Origin of the sequence: Williamsia sp. 1135, assembly GCF_002095395.1 — a bacterium.
Taxonomy (GTDB): Bacteria; Actinomycetota; Actinomycetes; order Mycobacteriales; family Mycobacteriaceae; genus Williamsia.
In genome coordinates this window covers 56,656-75,122 of record NZ_MJEI01000080.1, presented here as the reverse complement: position 1 = coordinate 75,122, position 18,467 = coordinate 56,656, and the positions used below count along the sequence as shown (strand labels likewise).

The window sequence follows — 18,467 nt, the reverse complement described above, 5'->3', positions numbered from 1 at the left end:
GACAACCCACCACAACGGCGGAACAATCGCTACGGGCCCAACCCACAACTTCATTTCGAAACAGCCCGGATATTCCCTCGGACGCTACTGACGGGGACGTTTGCGGGGTGGCTCAGGCGGACACCTCGGTGGTTGCGGCAGCGAGCACCGCGACGGCCTGACGTAACTGCTCGACGACCTCGGGAACGTCGGTGACGGGTCGACCTTCCAGCCGACCGATCGGGAGGTGGAGTTCGATGTCCTCGACCACGCGACCGCCGGCGATACCCACCGAGCGGCTGGTGTCGTCGTGCGACCACTTGCCGCCGAACTGCGCCAGTGCAGCGCCCAGGACCCCGACGGGCTTACGCGTGATCGCGCCTGCACCGTAGGGACGGGAGAGCCAGTCGATCGCGTTCTTCAACACGGCCGGAATCGTCCCGTTGTATTCGGGGGTCGAGATCAGCACGGCATCGGCGTCCCCGACGGCCTGGCGCAGCCGAACGACCTCCTCATTCACCGGTTCGACGTCGATGTCCTCGTTGTAAAAGGGCAGCAACTCCAGGCCCGCATACAACTGCACCTCGACACCGTCAGGAGCGTTGTCCGCCGCCACCTGGGCGAGAGACCTGTTGATCGAGTCCTTCCGCAGGCTGCCGATCAGTACCAGGATCTTCGTGTTGTTCTCGGTGTCCATCACAGCTTCTCCTTCACTCGGGGCGCGCGATCACCCGGTCATCACGCGTCGTTCACGTGTCAGGATTCTAAACGGACCGTGGTCCGAATCTATTCCGGGTTTTGGTACCCGTTACAGTCAGGGTTGTGTCAACGCCCTCTCGGCACCCGTCGCAGGGTGTGGACCCCCAGCACACCGGCAACAGCACTGCGCTGCCGGTCATCGGTCTCGGTTCACCTACACCCGCCACCGCGTCCCCAGCCGCAACGGACAGGGCGCTGCCGCTGTCGAACGCCCACCAGCACGTGTTCCCGGTCCCCGAGACGGGTGAATCCGAGCGTGCCGACGCCGCTCGCAACCGTCAACTGCTCATGGAGGCCGCGACTCGCCTGATCGAGTCGCAGGGGGCCTCGGCCGTGACCATGGATGCGGTCGCTCGCGAGGCCGGCGTCGGCAAAGGCACCGTCTTCCGTAGGTTCGGCAATCGGACCGGCCTGATGCTCGCACTGCTCAACCACTCCGAGGTGCAGTTGCAGCAGGCGTTCTTGACCGGGCCCGCGCCGCTGGGCCCCGGAGCGCCCGGTGAGCGGGTCGACCCGCTCGATCGCTTGATCGCATTCGGACGGGCCCGCCTGGCGACGGCCTCAGCCCACCTCGACATCCTGCTCGAGGCCGAGGAGACCGGCCCCCAACGCTTCAGTCACCCCACCCGAACCGTCGTTGTCATGCACACCCGAATGCTGCTGACACAGATGGGCTTCCGCGGAAACCTCGAAGTGATGTGCATGGCCGTACTGGCTCCGCTGGAGGCACCTTCGATACACCACATGCGCAACAACGACAGAATGTCCGTAGACGAGATCGGCGACTACTGGGAGAACCTGGTCCGCGCGCTACGTCCTCCACCCTGACCCGACGTTCAAGTCGGCGGTTCGATTCGGCTGCCGGCCGGATCCGGCGCCATTCCATCGTGCGACACCAGGGCGTTGTCCCGGGACAGGGTGGGCCCGGCCGCGAGCAGTGACACGATCGACCACGGCGCCGGGGCCGGGGTGTCCCCGAGCCCGATGGTCGCGGCGGTCTCCATGTCCGAGATCCCGTAGCGGACACCTGAATCATTGACGTAGAAGAGCGATTCCGCGCGGGTGCTGTCCGGCTCGGATCCGGTCACCTGGATGAGATGCCCGCGCCCCGGTTCGACGAAGACCGCGTCCAGGCCCGGGCCGGCGCCGTCGGCACCGGCCAGTACCACCGGCACCTCGCGCACACCCAACGGCAGCGTCGAACCGAGCAGCAGCCGCGTGTCCGCCTCGTGATCGTCGGCAGACCTCGACCATGCGTGGCACAGCACGGGATCGGCCTCGACGTCCGTCCATCGCGGTGCCTCCACCGGGAACTCGTCGACCGGGAGAAGACTCACCGTCTCGACGCCGGTCAACTCGGCCGGACTCACGGTTGGGACGCTGTCGGCCCCGGCGGGGTCGGCCTGTCGAATGATCTCGGCCGCGACCTCACCGATCTGCTGCACGCCCTGCGCCAATGCGACGTAGAACGTCGACTCCCCCGTCAGCGTCGTAGCCTTGACCACCGCACCGATCGGGATGTCGCGACCGAGCGCCGAGGGGGCGCCCCTGTTCGGGATCGACGGCACCACAAGCGGATCGATCTCCGGGAGCGCGTTGAGGACACCGGGGCTGATGGGTCGTACATCTGCATCGTCGATGTCCATGGCCCGCCGCACCGGGACGCTGCCGACGTCGACGCGAGACCGCGTGCCGCCTGCGACCAGGAACACCTCGTCGCCCGCTGACACCAACACCGCTTCCCCACCGCCTGCTGCCCGGATCTGGTCGCCGAGCTCGGGCGCGGTGGTCGCGGCGACCGTGCTCACCTGCCCCGCCACCACGGTGTCGCAGACCGTCCAGTGCGACTGCTCCCTGTCTGCGGGGCCGGGCAGAGCAGCGGGCGCGCCCGGAATGCCCAGGAGCGGACCCCGGGGGTACCCGGTGAGCTTCTTCTCACTCACCGATTTCGGCGAATCGTCGCTACCGGTGATCAACCGGGCAGAGGTCAGGTTGAGCACCGGATGCAGACGACCGTCGACGACGACATACGTCGCGCCCGCCTTCTTGCTCACGATGATCTTCGAATTCCCCACCGCGCCCTGCGGTTTGATCAACCCGTATACACCGAATCCGGCCACCACGAGGACCGCGAGCACCAGACCGACCATCAGCGAACGCATCTGCGAACGCATCGGGTCGTGCAGCATCCTCACGTCGCGCCGGATCAGCGCATGCTCGAGTCGGCGCAGCAAGAAGCGATAGCCGTTGACCTGAGCCTTTGTCGTCAATTGAGCCGGCACAGCCGTACCCCCCGTCCTCCCGCGGTGTAGCGTATAGCAGCATCGCGGGGGACGATGGGTGTGGGGGATTTCATGAAGATCGTCGCGCTGGGCATAGCGCAGCGGAGCTCGATCGTGTGGATCGAACTGTTGATCGCCGGAGCTCTGGTGTTGTCCTATGATGCCGGTGCCTTGTGGTGGTGTGCTGTGGCCGTCGCCGTTGCGGCGTCGCTGATGCTGGTCGCGCTACCCGGACGGATGTCGGGCGCGAGGCGAATCGGCCTTCGCCTGGGTCTGTGGCGCCGTCAGGTGTTCGGGTCGCCCGAGTCCGACGGCTCCAAGCCCGATCAGGCCCCCTTCGACATCCCCGTGCCCGAAGCAGGTCCTATCGGCGCACGCTGGGACGGGGCGTGCATGGTGACAGTCGTCCGCATCGACACTCCCGCACCTGGTTTGAGCTTCCTCGACCCCGGTGGCTGCACCGGCGGCCCCTCCGTACCCCTGTCGACGCTGGCAGATTGCGTCGATCAGTTCGACATCGCCCTCGAGTCCATCGACGTGATCAGTCACGGGATCCGCACGCACGGCACAGGTCGGGTGGCACAGGTCTACCGACGCACCCTGGGACCGCTCCCCGCCACCGCGTACCGCTCGGTGCTGGTGGTGCTGCGTCTCGACCCCACGCGGTGTCCTGATGCCGTCGCCCGCCGCGGCGGTGGTTCCGAGGGTGCGCTGCGTACCGCCATCGTCGCCACCCGCCGGGTCGCTAACCGGATCGCCGAACGCGGACTGTCGGCGAGCATCCTCTCCGCCGCCCAGATCACTGCGGCTACAACACAGTTGGCGCACGGCGCCGACTCCGGTGCCGCCAGAGAGGATTGGGACTCGGTCACCACCGACCGTCTCCGGATGCGGACCTACGCCGTCGATCCCGAGCATCTGGCGTCGACCCTCGGCTCGGTGTGGGCGGTCCCCTCTCTCTCGACCACCCTCACCCTGAGGCTGAGGTCCGCAGGCGACCGCACGACGTCGCTCCGCGCGCTCGTCCGCTTCAACACACTCGGCGACGACGAGCCGGCGATCGACGGACTGATCGACCTCGTCGGCCGTCAGCGCGCCGCCCTCGCCGCGAGCCTTCCAGTCGGTGCGGCGGACACGTTGCCGGCCGTCAGCGAACAGGCGCACACCCTCGAATCGCTGGCAGCCCTGCGCTTGTCAGCTGCCGGATGCGGCCAACTCATCGGCGCCGATCACAGTGGCCGCGCCGTCGCCGTCGACCTGCTCGGAGGCGGTCCACACGTCGTCGCCATCAGTGGCGGTCTGCATCTGGCTCAGCAGGTGCTGTTGCGGGCGATCGCAGTGGGCGCCCGCGTGCTGGTCCACACCGACGATCCCGCGCAGTGGCACCAATTCGTGACGGCGGTCGGCGACCCCGGACTGTTGAACCTCGCCGGCGGCCGGGTCTCGCCGGGACATTTCACGGTGGCGGTCTTCCACGGGATGACACCTGTCGCAGTCGACGCGCCAACGATCATCACGCTGTTGCCGCCGGGGGCCGACAGCACCGGGGCCGACGTTCGGCTACAGCAGAACCACGCAGCGCCACAGGACATCTGGATCGGTACGCCCAGCGGTTCGACGATGGTGACGATGGTCGCCACGCCAGACGAGATCGGATTCATCGGGCACAGCCTCCCGTCGATGGCACGCCAGAACTGACCGTAGACCCTATCCCGGTCACACCTGAGGTTCTGAACCCGGTCGACGTGACCTCGACGGGAGAATGTCAGAAGTTCCCGGGCACGAGGGCGCGAAAGAATGTCGAGTGGGCCGCAGCCGCGTGCACCACGACGTCGGGCTCATCGTCGCCGATCCAGGCCGCAGAACCTTGCGGTACGAGTAGCTGCTTGGCCGACCCACGCAGTTCGATCGCCCCGGAGGTGCACAGCAGGATCTGGGGGCCGGGGACGTCGAACAAGATCGATGACGGTCGGCGCATACCGGTTCCGTCCAACTCCACCTTGGACAGCCGGAACTCCGATGCCGGTGCCTGATAGATCAATTCGGTGTTGACGGTGCGCACCGTAGGGGCGATGTCCGCCGGGCTGACCGGGGTGAAGTCGAGCACGCGGAGCAGTTCAGGGACGTCGACGTGCTTGGGTGTCAACCCGCCGCGTAAGACGTTGTCGGAGTTCGCCATCACCTCGATGGCCGTACCGCCGAGGTACGCGTGCAGATTTCCCGCCGGGAGGAACAGTCCCTGCCCGGGTTTCAACGTGACCCGGTTCAGCAGCAACACGGCGAGAACGCCGGGATCCGTCGGGTAGTTCTCGCCGATCTCGAGCAGAGTCCGGGCCACGAGCGCGAAGTGCGTCTGCCCGGATTCGAGGTATCGGATCGCCCCGGCCAGGACGGCCGGGATCAGCACCGACAACGCCGATTCCGGAAGGGTGATCCAGGTCGTGAACAGTGCACGTAGTCCCTGCGGATCAGGTTGTCCCGCAAGCATGCCCAGATGGCTGTCCAACTCAGGAACCTGCAAGACCCGTAGCAACTCGACGGTGTCGGCGATATCGCGGAAGCCTGCGAGCGCATCGAAATCGGTGAGCGCAACGACGAGTTCCGGTTTGTGGTTGTCGTCGCGGTAATTGCGGTTGGCGGCCCCCACCTCGATCCCCTGCGCGTTCTCGCGGGCGAATCCCTCCTTCGCCTGCTCCAGGCTGGGATGCGCCTGCAGGGACAGCGGTTCGTCTGCCGCAAGCACCTTCAACAAGAACGGCAACCGGCCGCCGAACTGGTCCGCACACTGTGCGCCGAGCTGACCCGCGGGATCGGAGTCGATCACCTCGAGCAGCGTCGCGGTGGAGTCGCCATCGTGCGCAGGCGCAGGCGCCGCCGGATGCGCTCCGAACCACAACTCCGCTTCGGGGTGGGCACTCGGGGTCGGCAATCCACGCAGATCTGCCAGCGCAGTCCGCGACCCCCAGGCATACGGTCTGACCACGCCGTCGAGCAGGCGCATCAGCGTTCCCCGACCAGTCGCAGATAGGCACCGGCCATGTCGGTCCGCAGCGCGAGGATCATCAGTGGCACAAGGTCTCCCAACCCAGGCGGGCCCGACGGCGGCGCCTCACCGGTCGGCGCTTCGGCGGGACCGCTGATCTGTATGTCGACCTCCGGCAGGGTCGCGGTGAGGCGGCGGGCAAGCCATTCCCGATCAGGGGTGGTGAGCACCTGGACTCGTACCGGTTCGGCGGCAGGGCCGTCGATCTGCGCATCATGAAAAATCGGATCGTAGTCGGTGGGCAATGCCGTGCGGTGCAGCAGCGGCCCCGCGGCCACCACGTCGTGCACATCAGTTGCCACACCGATACTTCCGGCGCTCGCGAAGAACGTTCGCGCCGCGTGTGAAGCCAGCGCCATGCCGGCCGGGGTCTCCGCGGTCCACACGGTCGGTCTGCCGACCACCCGGGCGGCGAGTTCCTTGGCCGCGTTGTGGAACATCTCGTTGCCGGGATGGTTGCCTGCCGCTTCTCGGTCGAGTTCGTCGGCCAGCTCCGCCAGCTTCGCCCGCTCGCCGGACATCCGGACCGCATCCAGGCTGTCGAGCACTGCGACGAGCACCGAAACGTAGTGGGCGAAACGGAATCGTTCGAGCACTCGTATCCGCGGGGACATGTCGAGCACCGGCCCGCCCAGCGATTTCCGCAACGGACCCTCGAGTGGCCCGGCGACCACGACCTCGGCTTGTCTCCGACCCGCCCTCGACGCGGCCTCGGCAAGCCGCGGATCACCCGCGTCGTCGCCGGCGACGACCACCACATCCAAAGGCCCGATCCACGACGGCATGACGGCGGTCTTGATGAGCGGCACGTCGATATGCGGGCCGACCAGGGCCAGCACCAGATCCGTCGCGCGTCCGGCTGTCCCGTCGCCGCAGACGACGACGACCGCGCGGGGCCGCAGATGCCGCAGCGGCTCGAGCGCACCTTCCTCGCGTGCCGCGACAACAGCACGCACCTGCGCTCCGGCCAGCGCGGACGCGGGCAGCAGACCTTCGACGTCGGCATCCGTCAGGGCGGCGACATCGTCGAGGTCGGGAGCTCCGGTCAGCATGTCACCAGCCTAGTGCTCCGAGCCGATCAGGCGGCGTCTCACACGCAAGGCCACAGCCCACCGAGGTCTGCCCGGCAACGTTCTACTCTCAACCCCGAACCACCCCGAGGATTCGCTCCACCAGTGCGTTCACCCGCGACGACGACGCCGCCTCCACATTGAGTCGCAGCAGCGGCTCGGTGTTCGAGGCACGCAGGTTGAACCACGATCCATCGGTCAGGTCGACCGTCACCCCGTCCATCCTGGTGGTGCCCGCGGTCTCGTCGGAGAAGTCCGCCAGCACTGCCGCCGTGCGAGCCGCCTGGTCGTCGACCGTGGAGTTGATCTCGCCCGAGTTCGAATACCGCTCGTAGCGGGACATCATCTTCGACAGCGGCTCGTCGGAAGCACCGAGGGCGGCCAATACGTGGAGCGCGGCGAGCAGTCCCGAGTCGGCGCCCCAGAATTCGCGGAAGTAGTAATGCGCCGAATGCTCGCCGCCGAAGACCGCGCCCGTCTCGGCCATCTGGTGCTTGATGAACGAATGGCCAACTCGCGTGACCACCGGAGTACCGCCCAACTCGCGGACGAGCTCAGGAACCGCCCGTGAGGTGATCAGATTGTGAATCACCGAGGCGCCGGGGTTCTTCGCGAGTTCCCGCTCCGCCACGAGCGCGGTCACCGCCGAGGGCGACACCGGTTGACCCAGCTCATCGACCACAAAACAGCGGTCTGCGTCACCGTCGAACGCCAACCCGATGTCGGCGCCCGTCTCTGTGACGTAGGCCTGCAGGTCGATCAGATTCTTGGGATCGAGCGGATTCGCCTCATGGTTGGGAAAGGTTCCGTCGAGCTCGAAGTAGAGTGGCCGTACGGTGAACACCTCGCAACCGCCGAGGACCACCGGAACTGTGTGACCTCCCATGCCATTGCCCGCATCGACGGCGACCGTCAAGTGCCGCAGACCGGAAAGATCGACGAGCTTGTGCAGAAACGCCGCATAGTCCGCGAGTACGTCGCGCTCGGTCAGAGTTCCCCTGGTGACCTCAGGTGCGGACACGCCATTGACCAGTTCCGCCGAGATGGTGGCGAGACCGGTGTCCTGGCCGACCGGTTTGGCACCCGCCCGGCACAACTTGATGCCGTTGTAACTCGCGGGGTTGTGGCTCGCGGTGAACATCGCTCCAGGCCGGTCGAGAGCACCCGATGCGTAGTAGAGCTGATCGGTGGAGGCCAGGCCGATCATCGTCACGTCCAGCCCCTCGGCCAACGCGCCATCGGCAAAAGCCGCGGCGAGCACCGGCGACGATTCACGCATGTCGTGGCCGATCACCAGAGCATTCTGACCTTCGGCCCGCATCAGACGCGCGAACGAAGCTCCGACCGCCCTGACGAAATCCTCATCGATCTGGCTCCCGACCAATCCACGCACGTCGTAGGCCTTGATGACAGCGCTCACGAGTTCGGAACTGAAGACCTTTGCGGGACCACTCACAGGTTGGCTCCTTCTTGTCATGCGCGGGTGCGTGATCGGGGACTCGAAGAGTCCCGCACGCGCTCAACCCTAGTCGGGTCGAGGTCCGCTTTCAGTGGCCCACGAGAGATCGCTGGCAGCGGGGCCGCCGGATAACCATGACGGAACTGCAGAGCAAGCACACCGAAGACCCGACTCCATCCTGGTACTCCCGGGTGCGTTTCGCCGAGTTCACCGCGGCCCGCTTCGGGGCCACCAACTTCAACCTGGTCCTCGTTCGCCGGGTGACCGTGACGATCTGGGCCCTCACGCTCCTCGTGCTGCTCAGCACCCGGACGATGTCGTTCAGCAGGTCGTACGTCCTGCTCGCCATCGCGATCGGACTCGCGGCTGCCTCGATCGGACGCCGCAACATCCTGTCTGTCGTCCGCGACTGGCTACCGTTCGGCATTCTCCTCGCGGTCTACGACTCCACCCGGGGCATCGCCGCATTCCTGGGGATGCCGACGCAGTGGGAATGGCCTGTCGACGCGGATCGCTGGATGTTCGGCGTCGTGCCGACCGTGTGGTTGCAGGAACACCTCAAGATGGCAGAGCCCCAGTGGTGGGAAGTCATCACCAGCGCTGTCTACATGTCGTACTTCATCGTCCCGTACGCGTTGGCCGGCTATCTCTGGCTGCGCGATCGGGTCCAGTGGAAGAAGTTCGTCCTGCGCTTCATCGCGATCTTCTTCCTCGGGCTGATCGGGTACATCATGGTCCCCGCCGCACCGCCATGGGCCGCGGCGAAATGCACCACGGCAGAAGTTGTCGAAGGACCGGCCTTTCCTCCGTGCATCACCGAACCGGTTCAGGACGCTCCCGGCGGCGGACTCCTCGGCCCGGTGGAGCCGACCAACCCCGGCGCAGCGCCTTACACCGAACGGATCTCGAGCCGCGGCTGGGACGTCTTGCACTTCGGCCCGGTACGGACGGTTCTCGAGCAGGGACAGGAGAAGTCCAACCAGGTGGCGGCGATCCCGTCGCTGCACGCGGGTGTGACCGCGCTGCTCGCGATGTTCATGTGGTCACGCACCAAGACCCTCGGCCGCACCCTGTTCACCGGCTATGCGCTCATCATGGCGTTCACGCTCGTCTACTCGGCGGAGCACTATGTGATCGACGTGTTACTCGGCTGGGGCCTGGCCGCGCTGGTGATGATCGGCAGCAACTACGGGGAAAAAGCGTGGTACCGGCGTAAGGCCAGAAAAGCCGTCGACAAGCCCGACGCCGACATGGCCGAGCTGACGGGCGCCGCGATGACCGAGACCGGCGACTTCAGTCGACCGGATCAGGCAGGACTCGAAGATGTCCCCGGCGGCCGGGTCGTGGGCGGGGAAGCGGATCGGGCCCGCTGAGGGACTCCTCGCGACGACCGTGTGAGCGGATACGCGGACTAGACGCGTCGGACGAGGCGACGGGAGCCGACCGCGGCACCAATCCCCCGCCTGAGGCCTCACGTACGACGTCGGCCAACGCGGTCAGATCGTCCTCGTCGCGCAGTGGCGGGGCGAAGCCCCCCGCGCTGCGCAGCATCTCCCAGCCGCGCGGGACGGTGATCCGCGTTGCGTGGGTGTCGCAGAGATCCCAGGAGTGCGGTTCTGCCGACGTGGCCAGCGGCCCGACGACGGCGGTGGAATCTGAATACACAAAAGTCAGGGTTGCCACCGCCGGATTGGCGCAGCCGGGCCTGGAACACTGACGTGGGAGCCTCACGGTAGGAAGATTATCCCGACCACCCGGCGGGTCGAAGCAGGACACACCGCAGCCGACTGCTTAGACTTGCGCCCTATGGCTCACATTCGACCTCCACAGGCCCGCCCGCGGCGTCGCCGTAGTGGTCGCGGTGTTCCGCGGGTCAGGGATCGTCGTGGCCGCGGGTTGCGGTCGACCCTGCTCCCGCCCCACGTGCCCGCCTGGACGAGTCGGGCCCAGAGCTTTGACGCGATGGTTCTCGAGGCTTTCGCCGAGATCGATGCTCGGTGGCACAGTCGATTGACCGGGTTGGACCTCGCCGTCGACGACGTGCCGCGGATGTTGCCGAGGGACCCCGACACGGTTCAGTGGCCCGCGGAGGTCACCGCGGATGGCCCCATCCCCCTTGCCAGGCTTATCCCGTCCGGTATGGACTCCGCAGGCAGGGCCACGAAGGCACGGATTCTGCTGTTTCGCAGGCCGCTGGAGAGTCGCGCAACGAAGGGCGCGGATCTGCTGGATCTGATTCACGAGGTGCTGGTGCAGCAGGTGGCAGCACACCTCGGTGTCGACGAGGACACCATCGACCCGCCGCAATGACGCCGACGAGATAACTGCCGCACACTCAAGAGTTGTTGCGGTACAACAAGATCAGTCTTCGAAGATCAAACGATGCCACGCTTGATACGCCGGCGCTCGCGTTCGGACAACCCGCCCCAGATACCGAACCGCTCGTCCTTGTGCAGGGCATACTCGAGGCATTCCGAACGCACCTCACAGCCCTGGCAGATGCGCTTTGCTTCCCGCGTCGATCCACCCTTTTCGGGGAAGAACGCCTCCGGGTCGGTCTGTGCGCACAGCGCACGGTCCTGCCACTGGTCTTCGATGTCTTCGAACATATCGTCGAATGCGGAGGGTACCAGGCTCAGGCGAGGACGATCATCTAGTTGGTCTTCGGTTGCGTTCGATTGCGAATCGACTTGCGGTTCAAGGCTGTTGGTAGCCACGTGTTCAAGAGCCATCGTCCCGCCTCCTCATCTCACTTCGAATTGTGCAGTTGGTCAATCTGATTCGAACAAGTGATCGATCACCAAGTCCTGCAACAATTCTCGCTGTCAAAACTTGGAATGACACTGATGTGATTAGACACGGTTTCAGGTGTCCAGGTCAAGCTCAGCGGGAAATTGCTTTATCACCCCCACTGCCGATTCCTGAGTCTCGACACGGGGTTGATGCAGAAATCGCCACTGAAAAGTGCACCCAAGAGTATCGAACAGTTCGAACACACCCCGAACTCCGGTCGTACTCCCGACACCCCTGTCCCCAACGTTACGTGTAGTCGGCTCGGTGCGAGGCACTTCGGAAGACCGCCTACCCTGGTTCCCTGTGAAGGTGACGGTTCTCGTCGGTGGCGTCGGTGGCGCCCGGTTTTTGCAAGGGGTACGCACGCTTCTGGGACCCACCGCGTTCCCAGAGGTGCTCGCGTCCGGACGTTCGCCGTCCCCGCATGAGGTGACGGCGATCGTCAACGTCGGAGACGACGCGTGGATGCACGGGGTGAGGATCTGTCCTGACCTCGACACCTGCATGTACACGCTCGGCGACGGCATCGACCCCGAGCGGGGTTGGGGCCGGCGGGCGGAAACCTGGCACGCCAAAGAAGAATTGGCCGCCTACGGCGCTGACCCCGACTGGTTCGGCCTGGGCGACCGTGATCTGGCCACCCACCTCATCCGGACCCAGATGCTCGACGCGGGATACCGCCTCAGCGACATCACCGCCGCGCTGTGCAAGCGGTGGGACCCGGGTGTGCGGCTGCTGCCGGCCACCGACGACCGCCACGAGACCCACGTGGTCGTAACCCGGCCGGGCAGCGGCGACTCCGCGGCCGAAGAAAAGGTGGCCATCCATTTTCAGGAGTGGTGGGTTCGCTACCGCGCACAGATACCGACCGACGGTTTCGCGCAGGTGGGTTCCGACGACGCGAAGGCCGCCCCGGGCGTGCTCGAGGCGATCGCCGACGCCGACATCATCTTGATGGCGCCGTCGAACCCTGTTGTCAGCGTGGGTGCGATCCTGTCGGTTCCCGGTGTGCGCGGCGCGTTGCGGACCACGAGCGCGCCCGTGGTCGGCATCTCCCCCATCATCGACAATCGTCCACTGCGCGGCATGGCCGATGAATGTCTGTCGGTCATCGGTGTCGAGACCACGGCGGAAGCCGTCGGGCGGCACTACGGCGCCCGTTCGGAGAACGGGGTGCTCGACGGCTGGCTCATCGCCCCCGGCGACACCGCCGACGTGCCCGGTGTCGCGGTGCAGTCGGTACCACTGCTGATGACCGATCCGACCACCACCGCCCAGATGGTCCGCGCGGCCTGCGATCTCGTCGGTGTGTCCTATGAGTGAGAACACCGCAGACCTCGGGGACCACGCAGCTCCCGGCGCCCTGGAGATCCTCCCCATCACGGGCCTGCCCCGTTTTCGTAAGGGCGACGACCTCGCCGGTGCGTTGGCATCTGCGGCCAACTGGCTGCGTGACGACGACATCCTGGTGGTGACGAGCAAGATCATCTCCAAGGTCGAAGGCCGGATGGTGCCTGCGCCGACCGACCCCGACGCCCGCGATGCCGCCCGGCGCGCACTCGTCGACTCCGAGGCAGTCCGCGTGGTGGCCCGCAAAGGCCGGACCCTGATCACGGAGAATCGGCTCGGCATCGTGCAAGCCGCCTCCGGGGTCGACGGCTCCAACGTCGACGGGGACGAATTGGCACTGCTGCCCGTCGATCCCGACGCGAGCGCCGCAGCGTTGCGCTCAGCGCTGCGAGAGCTCCTCTCGGTTGAGGTGGCCGTGTTGATCACCGACACGATGGGACGGGCCTGGCGCATCGGACAGACCGACCAGACGATCGGGGCCTCGGGCATCGCCGTCACGCACCCGTATGAGGGATCGGTCGACGAGTACGGCAACGCGCTCATCGTGACCGACATTGCGGTCGTCGATGAGCTCGCCGCCGCCGCCGACCTGGTCAAGGGCAAGCTCGGAGAGATTCCGGTCGCCGTGGTGCGCGGTCTGCGTCCCCGTGAAAACGGCACCACGGCAAAAGATCTGGTTCGTCCGGGAGCTGAGGATCTGTTCTGGCTCGGAACGACCGAGGCCATCGACCTCGGTCGCAGACAAGCCCAGCTGATGCGCAGATCGGTCCGTCGTTACGCAAGGGCCCGGGTGCCGGCCGATGTCATGAACGAAGCCTTTGCCGAGGCGCTGACCGCACCTGCTCCACATCACAGCCATCCGGTGCGGTTCATCTGGCTGCGTGACCGCGATCGCCGCGTGCGACTGCTCGACGCGATGTCGGCGCGCTGGCGTGCCGATCTGACCGCCGACGAGAAGGCGGCCGAGTCGATCGACAAACGCGTGGCCAGAGGGCAATTGCTCTACGACGCACCTGAGGTGGTCATCCCGGTTCTGACCTCCGACGGCCGACACGACTATCCGGACACCGTCCGCAACACCGCCGAGCACACGATGTTCACCGTCGCCGCCGGTGCAGCGGTCCAGGGATTGCTGGTCTCGCTGGCAGTACGTTCGGTGGGTAGTTGCTGGGTCGGTTCGACGATCTTCACGCCGGACCTGGTCCGCAGCGAATTGGAACTACCCGCGGACTGGGAGCCTCTGGGCGCGATCGCCGTCGGGTATCCCGATTTCCCCGACGACGGGCCACGGCCGCCGGCCGAGATCGAGAACCTGGTGGTCGAGCTGTGAGCGCAGAATCGCTGCATCAGTCCGCCACGGAACTCCTCACCACCTGGAGAACCTCGGACCCACACCAGGACTCGCTGCGACACACAGTGTTGGCATTCCTCGCAGCGGCACCCCTCGGATGTCTCCGGGCGTGCGAGGCCGGACACATCACGGCGTCGACCATTGTGCTGAACACGGCTCGGACCCATGTGCTGCTGACTTTGCATCCTCGGGTGGGCAAGTGGATTCAGCTCGGCGGCCACTGCGAGGAATCCGACACCACCATCGTCGCGGCGGCCACCCGCGAGGCGCAGGAGGAATCCGGGATCGCCGACCTGGTCGCCGAACCGCAACTGGTGCAGGTTCACACGCATCCCATCACCTGCTCACTGGGTGTACCGACGCGCCACCTCGATCTACGGTTCGTCGCCGTGGCGGTGGACGGCCCCGATGGTGCCCTGCCCGATTTCGTCCGCAGTGAAGAGTCGGTCGATCTGGCCTGGTGGCCGATCGACGCACTCCCCGAGAACACCGAGTTGCCGGCAATTCCCGACCTCATCGCCGCGGCCCTCGCACTCGCCTGACTCTCACCGACGCGAGACTGCGGCCCGATCGACGGCGATATCGGCACGCTCGGCGGTCAGAAGGGCACGCTCGGCGGCTGTTTGGGCACGCTGGGCAGCATCTTTGGCACGCTCGGCGGTCAGAAGGGCACGCTCGACGGCGATATCGGCCCGCTCGGCGGTCAGAAGGGCACGCTCGACGGCAGTATCGGCCCGCTCGACGGAAGGCCACCTAGGGGCGGTGAGCAGAGCGAACTCGCCCCGCCCGCGTGCGGCCCGCGTGCTCTGGACGAGGGAGCGAGGGAGCGCAGCGACTGAGTCGACTGAGGAAGAGCACGCGATAAAGGGCCACACGCCCCGCGCAGCGAAGCGGAGCGAGAAAACACAGCTGGTGAGACGACTGACAAACCTGAGCGTGTCCAGAGCACGCGGGCCGCACACGGGCGGTGCAAGTTCCTGAACGGATCGAGGACCCGCTAGACCCTCACACCCTTACCGATGGCAACGACGCCGCCACTGCTGATGGCAAACCGCTCGCGGTCGCGTTCCTCGTCGACACCGATGATCTGACCGGGTGAGATCACGACGTTCTTGTCGAGGATCGCTTTGCGCACCACGGCGCCCTTGCCGATCCGGACGCCGGGCATCAGGACGCTGCCCTCGACGGTGGCGCCTTCTTCGATCATCACGTTCGAGGAGAGCACGGAGTTGCGGACGGTTGCTGCGGAGACGATGCTCCCGGAGCCGACCATGGACTCCTGTGCGAGTCCACCCTTGACGAACTTCGCCGGCGCCACCAGGTAGTCCGCGGACCCGTGGATCGGCCAGCGGCGGTTGTAGAGGTTGAAGATCGGGTGCACCGACACCAGGTCCATGTGGGCGTCGTAGAAGGCGTCGAGGGTTCCGACGTCCCGCCAGTACCCGCGGTCACGGTCGGTGGCGCCGGGGACCTGGTTGTCCTTGAAGTCGTAGACGAACGCCTGATTGCGCTCGACGAACGCCGGGATGATGTCGCCGCCCATGTCGTGGTCGGAGTCGGGGTTGTCGGCGTCTGCCTTGATCGCGGCCACCAGAGCGTCTGCGGTGAACACGTAGTTGCCCATCGATGCGAACGTCGCGTTCGGGTCGTCCGGGGTGCCCGGCGGATCGGCGGGCTTCTCGAGGAACTGGGTGATGCGGCCACTGTCGTCGGAGTCGATGCAGCCGAAGGCGGTGGCCTCCTCCCGTGGAACCCGGATACCCGCGACCGTGCATTCGGCACCGGAGGCGATGTGCGCCTCGACCATCTGCTCCGGATCCATCCGGTAGACGTGGTCTGCGCCGAAGACGACGATGTATTCGGGCTCTTCGTCGTAGACGAGGTTCAACGATTGGAAGATCGCGTCGGCGCTACCGGTGTACCAGCGCGGGCCCAGTCGCTGCTGCGCGGGGACGGGGGTGATGTACTCGCCGTTGAAACCGGACGGCCGCCATGTCTGCGAGATGTGCCTGTCGAGTGAGTGCGACTTGTACTGGGTGAGCACACACAGACGCGAGTAACCGGCGTTGACCAGGTTGCTCAGTACGAAGTCGATCAGTCGGTATCCACCACCGAACGGAACCGCAGGTTTGGCACGGTCCATCGTCAAGGGAAAGAGTCGTTTTCCCTCGCCGCCGGCGAGGACTATCCCGAGCACGTGGCGCTGTGAAATCACCCCTTAAACCTATCCGGCATCCGACGCCGCGGCCATAGGACCGGCCGATCCATCGAAATCGCTTGCCACGTCGGAACAATTCTCCGACATTGTGTCGAGGCAATTTTCCCGCGCACTTGGCGCCGAAGCCACCGGACCATTAGCGTTTGGAGTATGCGCGTGGCAATGATGACCAGGGAATATCCGCCAGAGGTGTACGGCGGAGCCGGCGTACACGTCACCGAATTGGTCGCTCACCTGCGTCAGCTCGCCACGGTCGACGTGCACTGCATGGGCGCTCCCCGCGAGGACGCACACGTCTATGGGGTGGACCCGGAACTCGTCGGCGCCAATCCCGCGATCACGACCCTGTCGTCGGATCTGCGGATGGCGGTTGCGGCCGAAGGTGCCCAGGTGGCTCATTCACACACCTGGTACACCGGGCTGGCCGGCCATCTCGCCGGACAGCTGCACGGCATTCCCCATGTCTTGACCGCACATTCACTCGAGCCCCGCAGGCCGTGGAAGGCCGAGCAGCTCGGCGGCGGATATCGGGTGTCGAGCTGGGTGGAGAAGAACGTCGTCGAGTACGCCGACGCGGTGATCGCCGTCAGCTCGGGCATGCGGATCGACGTCTGCGACGCCTACCCCCGCCTGGACCCCGACAAGGTCCATGTGGTTCGCAACGGCATCGACACCGTGAAGTGGCGGCCCTCCAACGCGCCCGACGAGGCAACGTCGGTGTTGCGTGAGATCGGTGTCGACCCTGATCGGCCGATCGCGGTGTTCGTCGGCCGGATCACCCGACAGAAGGGTGTTCGCCACCTCGTCGCCGCGGCCCATCACATGGATCCCGATCTACAGCTCGTCCTGTGCGCCGGGGCCCCGGACACCCCCGAGATCGGGGCCGAGATCGCTGAAGCGGTCGACAGACTCTCGAATGCCCGCAACGGTGTCTTCTGGGTACGCGAGATGCTCCCTCTCGAAAAGATCCGCGAAATACTCTCGGCAGCAGACGTTTTCGTCTGTCCGTCGATCTACGAACCACTCGGCATCGTCAATCTCGAGGCGATGGCCTGCGGCACGGCGGTGGTCGCCTCGGACGTGGGCGGCATACCCGAGGTGGTCCGCGACGAGGTCACCGGGCTGCTTGTGCACTACGACGAAGGCAAAACAGACGACTTCGAACACGACCTCGCGGCGGCGGTCAACCGGGTCATCGCCGACCCCACCCTGGCCACCGCCATGGGCGTCGCCGGGCGAGAACGTGCAATCGCCGAGTTCTCATGGGATTCGATCGCCGAACAGACCATGAAGATCTACGAGTCGGTCACCGACTCAGCCTGATACACCGCGGCAGTCACAGATACCGTGACCGTCATCGGGTCGGTGTGGCCGGTCAATCGTGAGGTCACATCTTGTTCGGTCAGGTGGAATGCTGACGGGCCCATCAGTACCACGTCGACAACCTGGTTGTGGGACAACGTGATCGGGTACTCCAATAACGATCTTTCGGTACGGGTGAAGTAACCGGCCATACTGTTGCCGATCCGCACCGACTTGTCCTTGTCCACCCCGATCATCGAGACGGCACCTACGACCTCGGTCAGGTGCCGCGGCGTGGGCGACACCACGATCAGTCGCCCGCCGGGCGCGAGCACACGGGCGAACTCGGCCACGTTGCGCGGCGAGAAGATCGACAACGCAACATCGATCACGCCGTCGGCGATCGGGAATGGCTGCCAACCGTCGGCGACAACCGCACCGATCCGGCCTTCGAGTCGGCTGATCTGCCTGGCGGCGAGTTTGGAAAGGTCCACGCCCACCCCGCGCCCGCCGCAATGGCGCACTGCGGCAGCGAGGTAATGCCCGGTGCCGGCACCGATGTCGAGGATGGTCGAGTCGTCCGGACACTCTCCGCTGACCGCGCGCATGATGGGATCGAAGAAGCCGCCATCGAGGAAACGCGTTCGGGCGGCGAGCATTTCGGTGGTATCCGAGCGAAAACTGTTGCCGGCGCCGCCCAACAGGGTGACATACCCCTGCCTGGCCAGGTCGAAGCTATGCCCCTGGCCACACCAGAGCGTGCGATCAGCACACTCGAACGGGGCCCGGCACACCGGACAACACAACAGATCGACCACTGCGGAAAGCACGGTCGATCGTCTCCTTCTGGTTGATCTGACT

The 18,467-nt window shown here is 65.9% G+C and carries 18 protein-coding genes; 9 read left to right on the top strand and 9 right to left on the bottom strand.

The window, feature by feature from the left end; genetic code table 11:
* Nucleotides 1-112 precede the first annotated feature (112 nt).
* Complete coding sequence (locus BFL43_RS08810; protein WP_084892174.1) at nt 113-676, bottom strand: NAD(P)H-dependent oxidoreductase; 564 nt, start codon at nt 674-676, stop codon at nt 113-115.
* 257 nt (nt 677-933) lie between these two features.
* On the opposite strand from BFL43_RS08810, the gene BFL43_RS08805 reads away from it, so the two are divergent.
* A complete protein-coding gene (locus BFL43_RS08805) occupies nt 934-1,566 on the top strand; it encodes a TetR/AcrR family transcriptional regulator (protein ID WP_240498150.1) in 633 nt (210 codons plus the stop codon).
* Between the two features lie 8 nt (nt 1,567-1,574).
* On the opposite strand, the gene eccB is transcribed toward BFL43_RS08805, so the two are convergent.
* On the bottom strand, nt 1,575-3,020 hold the full coding sequence (eccB, locus tag BFL43_RS08800) for a type VII secretion protein EccB (RefSeq protein WP_084892173.1): 1,446 nt from the start codon (nt 3,018-3,020) through the stop codon (nt 1,575-1,577).
* A gap of 60 nt (nt 3,021-3,080) precedes the next feature.
* Between eccB and eccE the strand changes: the two genes are divergently transcribed.
* Nucleotides 3,081-4,718 (top strand): type VII secretion protein EccE, encoded by a 1,638-nt coding sequence (eccE, locus tag BFL43_RS08795; protein ID WP_240498148.1) that lies wholly within the window; start codon nt 3,081-3,083, stop codon nt 4,716-4,718.
* 67 nt (nt 4,719-4,785) lie between these two features.
* Here eccE and manA read toward each other — a convergent pair whose 3' ends face one another.
* The 3 genes from manA to BFL43_RS08780 all read right to left on the bottom strand — a co-directional run bounded on the left by manA (nt 4,786) and on the right by BFL43_RS08780 (nt 8,610).
* Nucleotides 4,786-6,021 (bottom strand): mannose-6-phosphate isomerase, class I, encoded by a 1,236-nt coding sequence (gene manA / locus BFL43_RS08790; protein WP_084892172.1) that lies wholly within the window; start codon nt 6,019-6,021, stop codon nt 4,786-4,788.
* Complete coding sequence (locus tag BFL43_RS08785; protein ID WP_084892171.1) at nt 6,021-7,115, bottom strand: hypothetical protein; 1,095 nt, start codon at nt 7,113-7,115, stop codon at nt 6,021-6,023. The genes manA and BFL43_RS08785 overlap by 1 nt, the downstream gene beginning before the upstream one ends.
* Nucleotides 7,116-7,203: 88 nt before the next feature.
* Nucleotides 7,204-8,610: a phosphomannomutase/phosphoglucomutase gene (locus BFL43_RS08780; protein WP_084892170.1), complete on the bottom strand. Its 1,407-nt coding sequence runs from the start codon at nt 8,608-8,610 to the stop codon at nt 7,204-7,206.
* A gap of 116 nt (nt 8,611-8,726) precedes the next feature.
* On the opposite strand from BFL43_RS08780, the gene BFL43_RS08775 reads away from it, so the two are divergent.
* Entirely contained in the window at nt 8,727-9,965 is a 1,239-nt protein-coding gene (locus BFL43_RS08775) for a phosphatase PAP2 family protein (protein ID WP_084892169.1), read from the top strand.
* Here the strand turns inward: BFL43_RS08775 and BFL43_RS08770 are convergent.
* Nucleotides 9,886-10,323: a DUF3499 domain-containing protein gene (locus BFL43_RS08770; protein WP_084892168.1), complete on the bottom strand. Its 438-nt coding sequence runs from the start codon at nt 10,321-10,323 to the stop codon at nt 9,886-9,888. The two genes, BFL43_RS08775 and BFL43_RS08770, sit on opposite strands and share 80 nt — an antisense overlap.
* Before the next feature lie 75 nt (nt 10,324-10,398).
* Between BFL43_RS08770 and BFL43_RS08765 the strand changes: the two genes are divergently transcribed.
* Entirely contained in the window at nt 10,399-10,902 is a 504-nt protein-coding gene (locus tag BFL43_RS08765; protein ID WP_084835030.1) for a metallopeptidase family protein, read from the top strand.
* Nucleotides 10,903-10,967: 65 nt separating this feature from the next.
* Here the strand turns inward: BFL43_RS08765 and BFL43_RS08760 are convergent, their stop codons facing one another.
* Nucleotides 10,968-11,324 (bottom strand): WhiB family transcriptional regulator, encoded by a 357-nt coding sequence (locus BFL43_RS08760; RefSeq protein WP_084892167.1) that lies wholly within the window; start codon nt 11,322-11,324, stop codon nt 10,968-10,970.
* A 364-nt stretch (nt 11,325-11,688) separates the two neighbouring features.
* On the opposite strand from BFL43_RS08760, the gene cofD reads away from it, so the two are divergent.
* From cofD to BFL43_RS28880, 4 genes are all read left to right on the top strand, one after another.
* Nucleotides 11,689-12,708 carry a 2-phospho-L-lactate transferase gene (gene cofD / locus BFL43_RS08755; RefSeq protein WP_084892166.1) on the top strand — a complete coding sequence of 340 codons (1,020 nt, stop codon included), beginning with the start codon at nt 11,689-11,691 and terminating at the stop codon, nt 12,706-12,708.
* The gene (locus tag BFL43_RS08750; protein ID WP_084892165.1) at nt 12,701-14,065 is read left to right on the top strand and encodes a coenzyme F420-0:L-glutamate ligase; all 1,365 of its coding nucleotides are present in this window, start codon (nt 12,701-12,703) and stop codon (nt 14,063-14,065) included. Before cofD ends, BFL43_RS08750 begins: the two co-directional genes overlap by 8 nt.
* Entirely contained in the window at nt 14,062-14,628 is a 567-nt protein-coding gene (locus BFL43_RS08745) for an NUDIX domain-containing protein (protein WP_084892164.1), read from the top strand. Before BFL43_RS08750 ends, BFL43_RS08745 begins: the two co-directional genes overlap by 4 nt.
* A gap of 81 nt (nt 14,629-14,709) precedes the next feature.
* On the top strand, nt 14,710-14,925 hold the full coding sequence (locus tag BFL43_RS28880; RefSeq protein WP_084892163.1) for a hypothetical protein: 216 nt from the start codon (nt 14,710-14,712) through the stop codon (nt 14,923-14,925).
* A 158-nt stretch (nt 14,926-15,083) separates the two neighbouring features.
* On the opposite strand, the gene glgC is transcribed toward BFL43_RS28880, so the two are convergent.
* On the bottom strand, nt 15,084-16,301 hold the full coding sequence (glgC, locus tag BFL43_RS08735; RefSeq protein ID WP_084835035.1) for a glucose-1-phosphate adenylyltransferase: 1,218 nt from the start codon (nt 16,299-16,301) through the stop codon (nt 15,084-15,086).
* 153 nt (nt 16,302-16,454) lie between these two features.
* Between glgC and glgA the strand changes: the two genes are divergently transcribed.
* Nucleotides 16,455-17,627, top strand: coding sequence for a glycogen synthase (glgA, locus tag BFL43_RS08730; protein ID WP_143695196.1), 1,173 nt, complete (start codon nt 16,455-16,457; stop codon nt 17,625-17,627).
* Here glgA and BFL43_RS08725 read toward each other — a convergent pair.
* Nucleotides 17,600-18,436: a putative RNA methyltransferase gene (locus BFL43_RS08725; protein WP_084892162.1), complete on the bottom strand. Its 837-nt coding sequence runs from the start codon at nt 18,434-18,436 to the stop codon at nt 17,600-17,602. The two genes, glgA and BFL43_RS08725, sit on opposite strands and share 28 nt — an antisense overlap.
* Between the last annotated feature and the right edge of the window lie 31 nt (nt 18,437-18,467).

Bases quoted from the DNA above. Each gene is read 5' to 3' on its own strand.
- BFL43_RS08810 (WP_084892174.1), bottom strand. From the start codon at position 676: ATGGACACCGAGAACAACACGAAGATCCTGGTACTGATCGGCAGCCTG.
- manA (WP_084892172.1), bottom strand. From the start codon at position 6,021: ATGCGCCTGCTCGACGGCGTGGTCAGACCGTATGCCTGGGGGTCGCGG.
- BFL43_RS08785 (WP_084892171.1), bottom strand. From the start codon at position 7,115: ATGCTGACCGGAGCTCCCGACCTCGACGATGTCGCCGCCCTGACGGAT.
- BFL43_RS08780 (WP_084892170.1), bottom strand. From the start codon at position 8,610: ATGACAAGAAGGAGCCAACCTGTGAGTGGTCCCGCAAAGGTCTTCAGT.
- BFL43_RS08775 (WP_084892169.1), top strand. From the start codon at position 8,727: ATGACGGAACTGCAGAGCAAGCACACCGAAGACCCGACTCCATCCTGG.
- BFL43_RS08765 (WP_084835030.1), top strand. From the start codon at position 10,399: ATGGCTCACATTCGACCTCCACAGGCCCGCCCGCGGCGTCGCCGTAGT.
- BFL43_RS08760 (WP_084892167.1), bottom strand. From the start codon at position 11,324: ATGGCTCTTGAACACGTGGCTACCAACAGCCTTGAACCGCAAGTCGAT.
- BFL43_RS08750 (WP_084892165.1), top strand. From the start codon at position 12,701: ATGAGTGAGAACACCGCAGACCTCGGGGACCACGCAGCTCCCGGCGCC.
- glgA (WP_143695196.1), top strand. From the start codon at position 16,455: ATGCGCGTGGCAATGATGACCAGGGAATATCCGCCAGAGGTGTACGGC.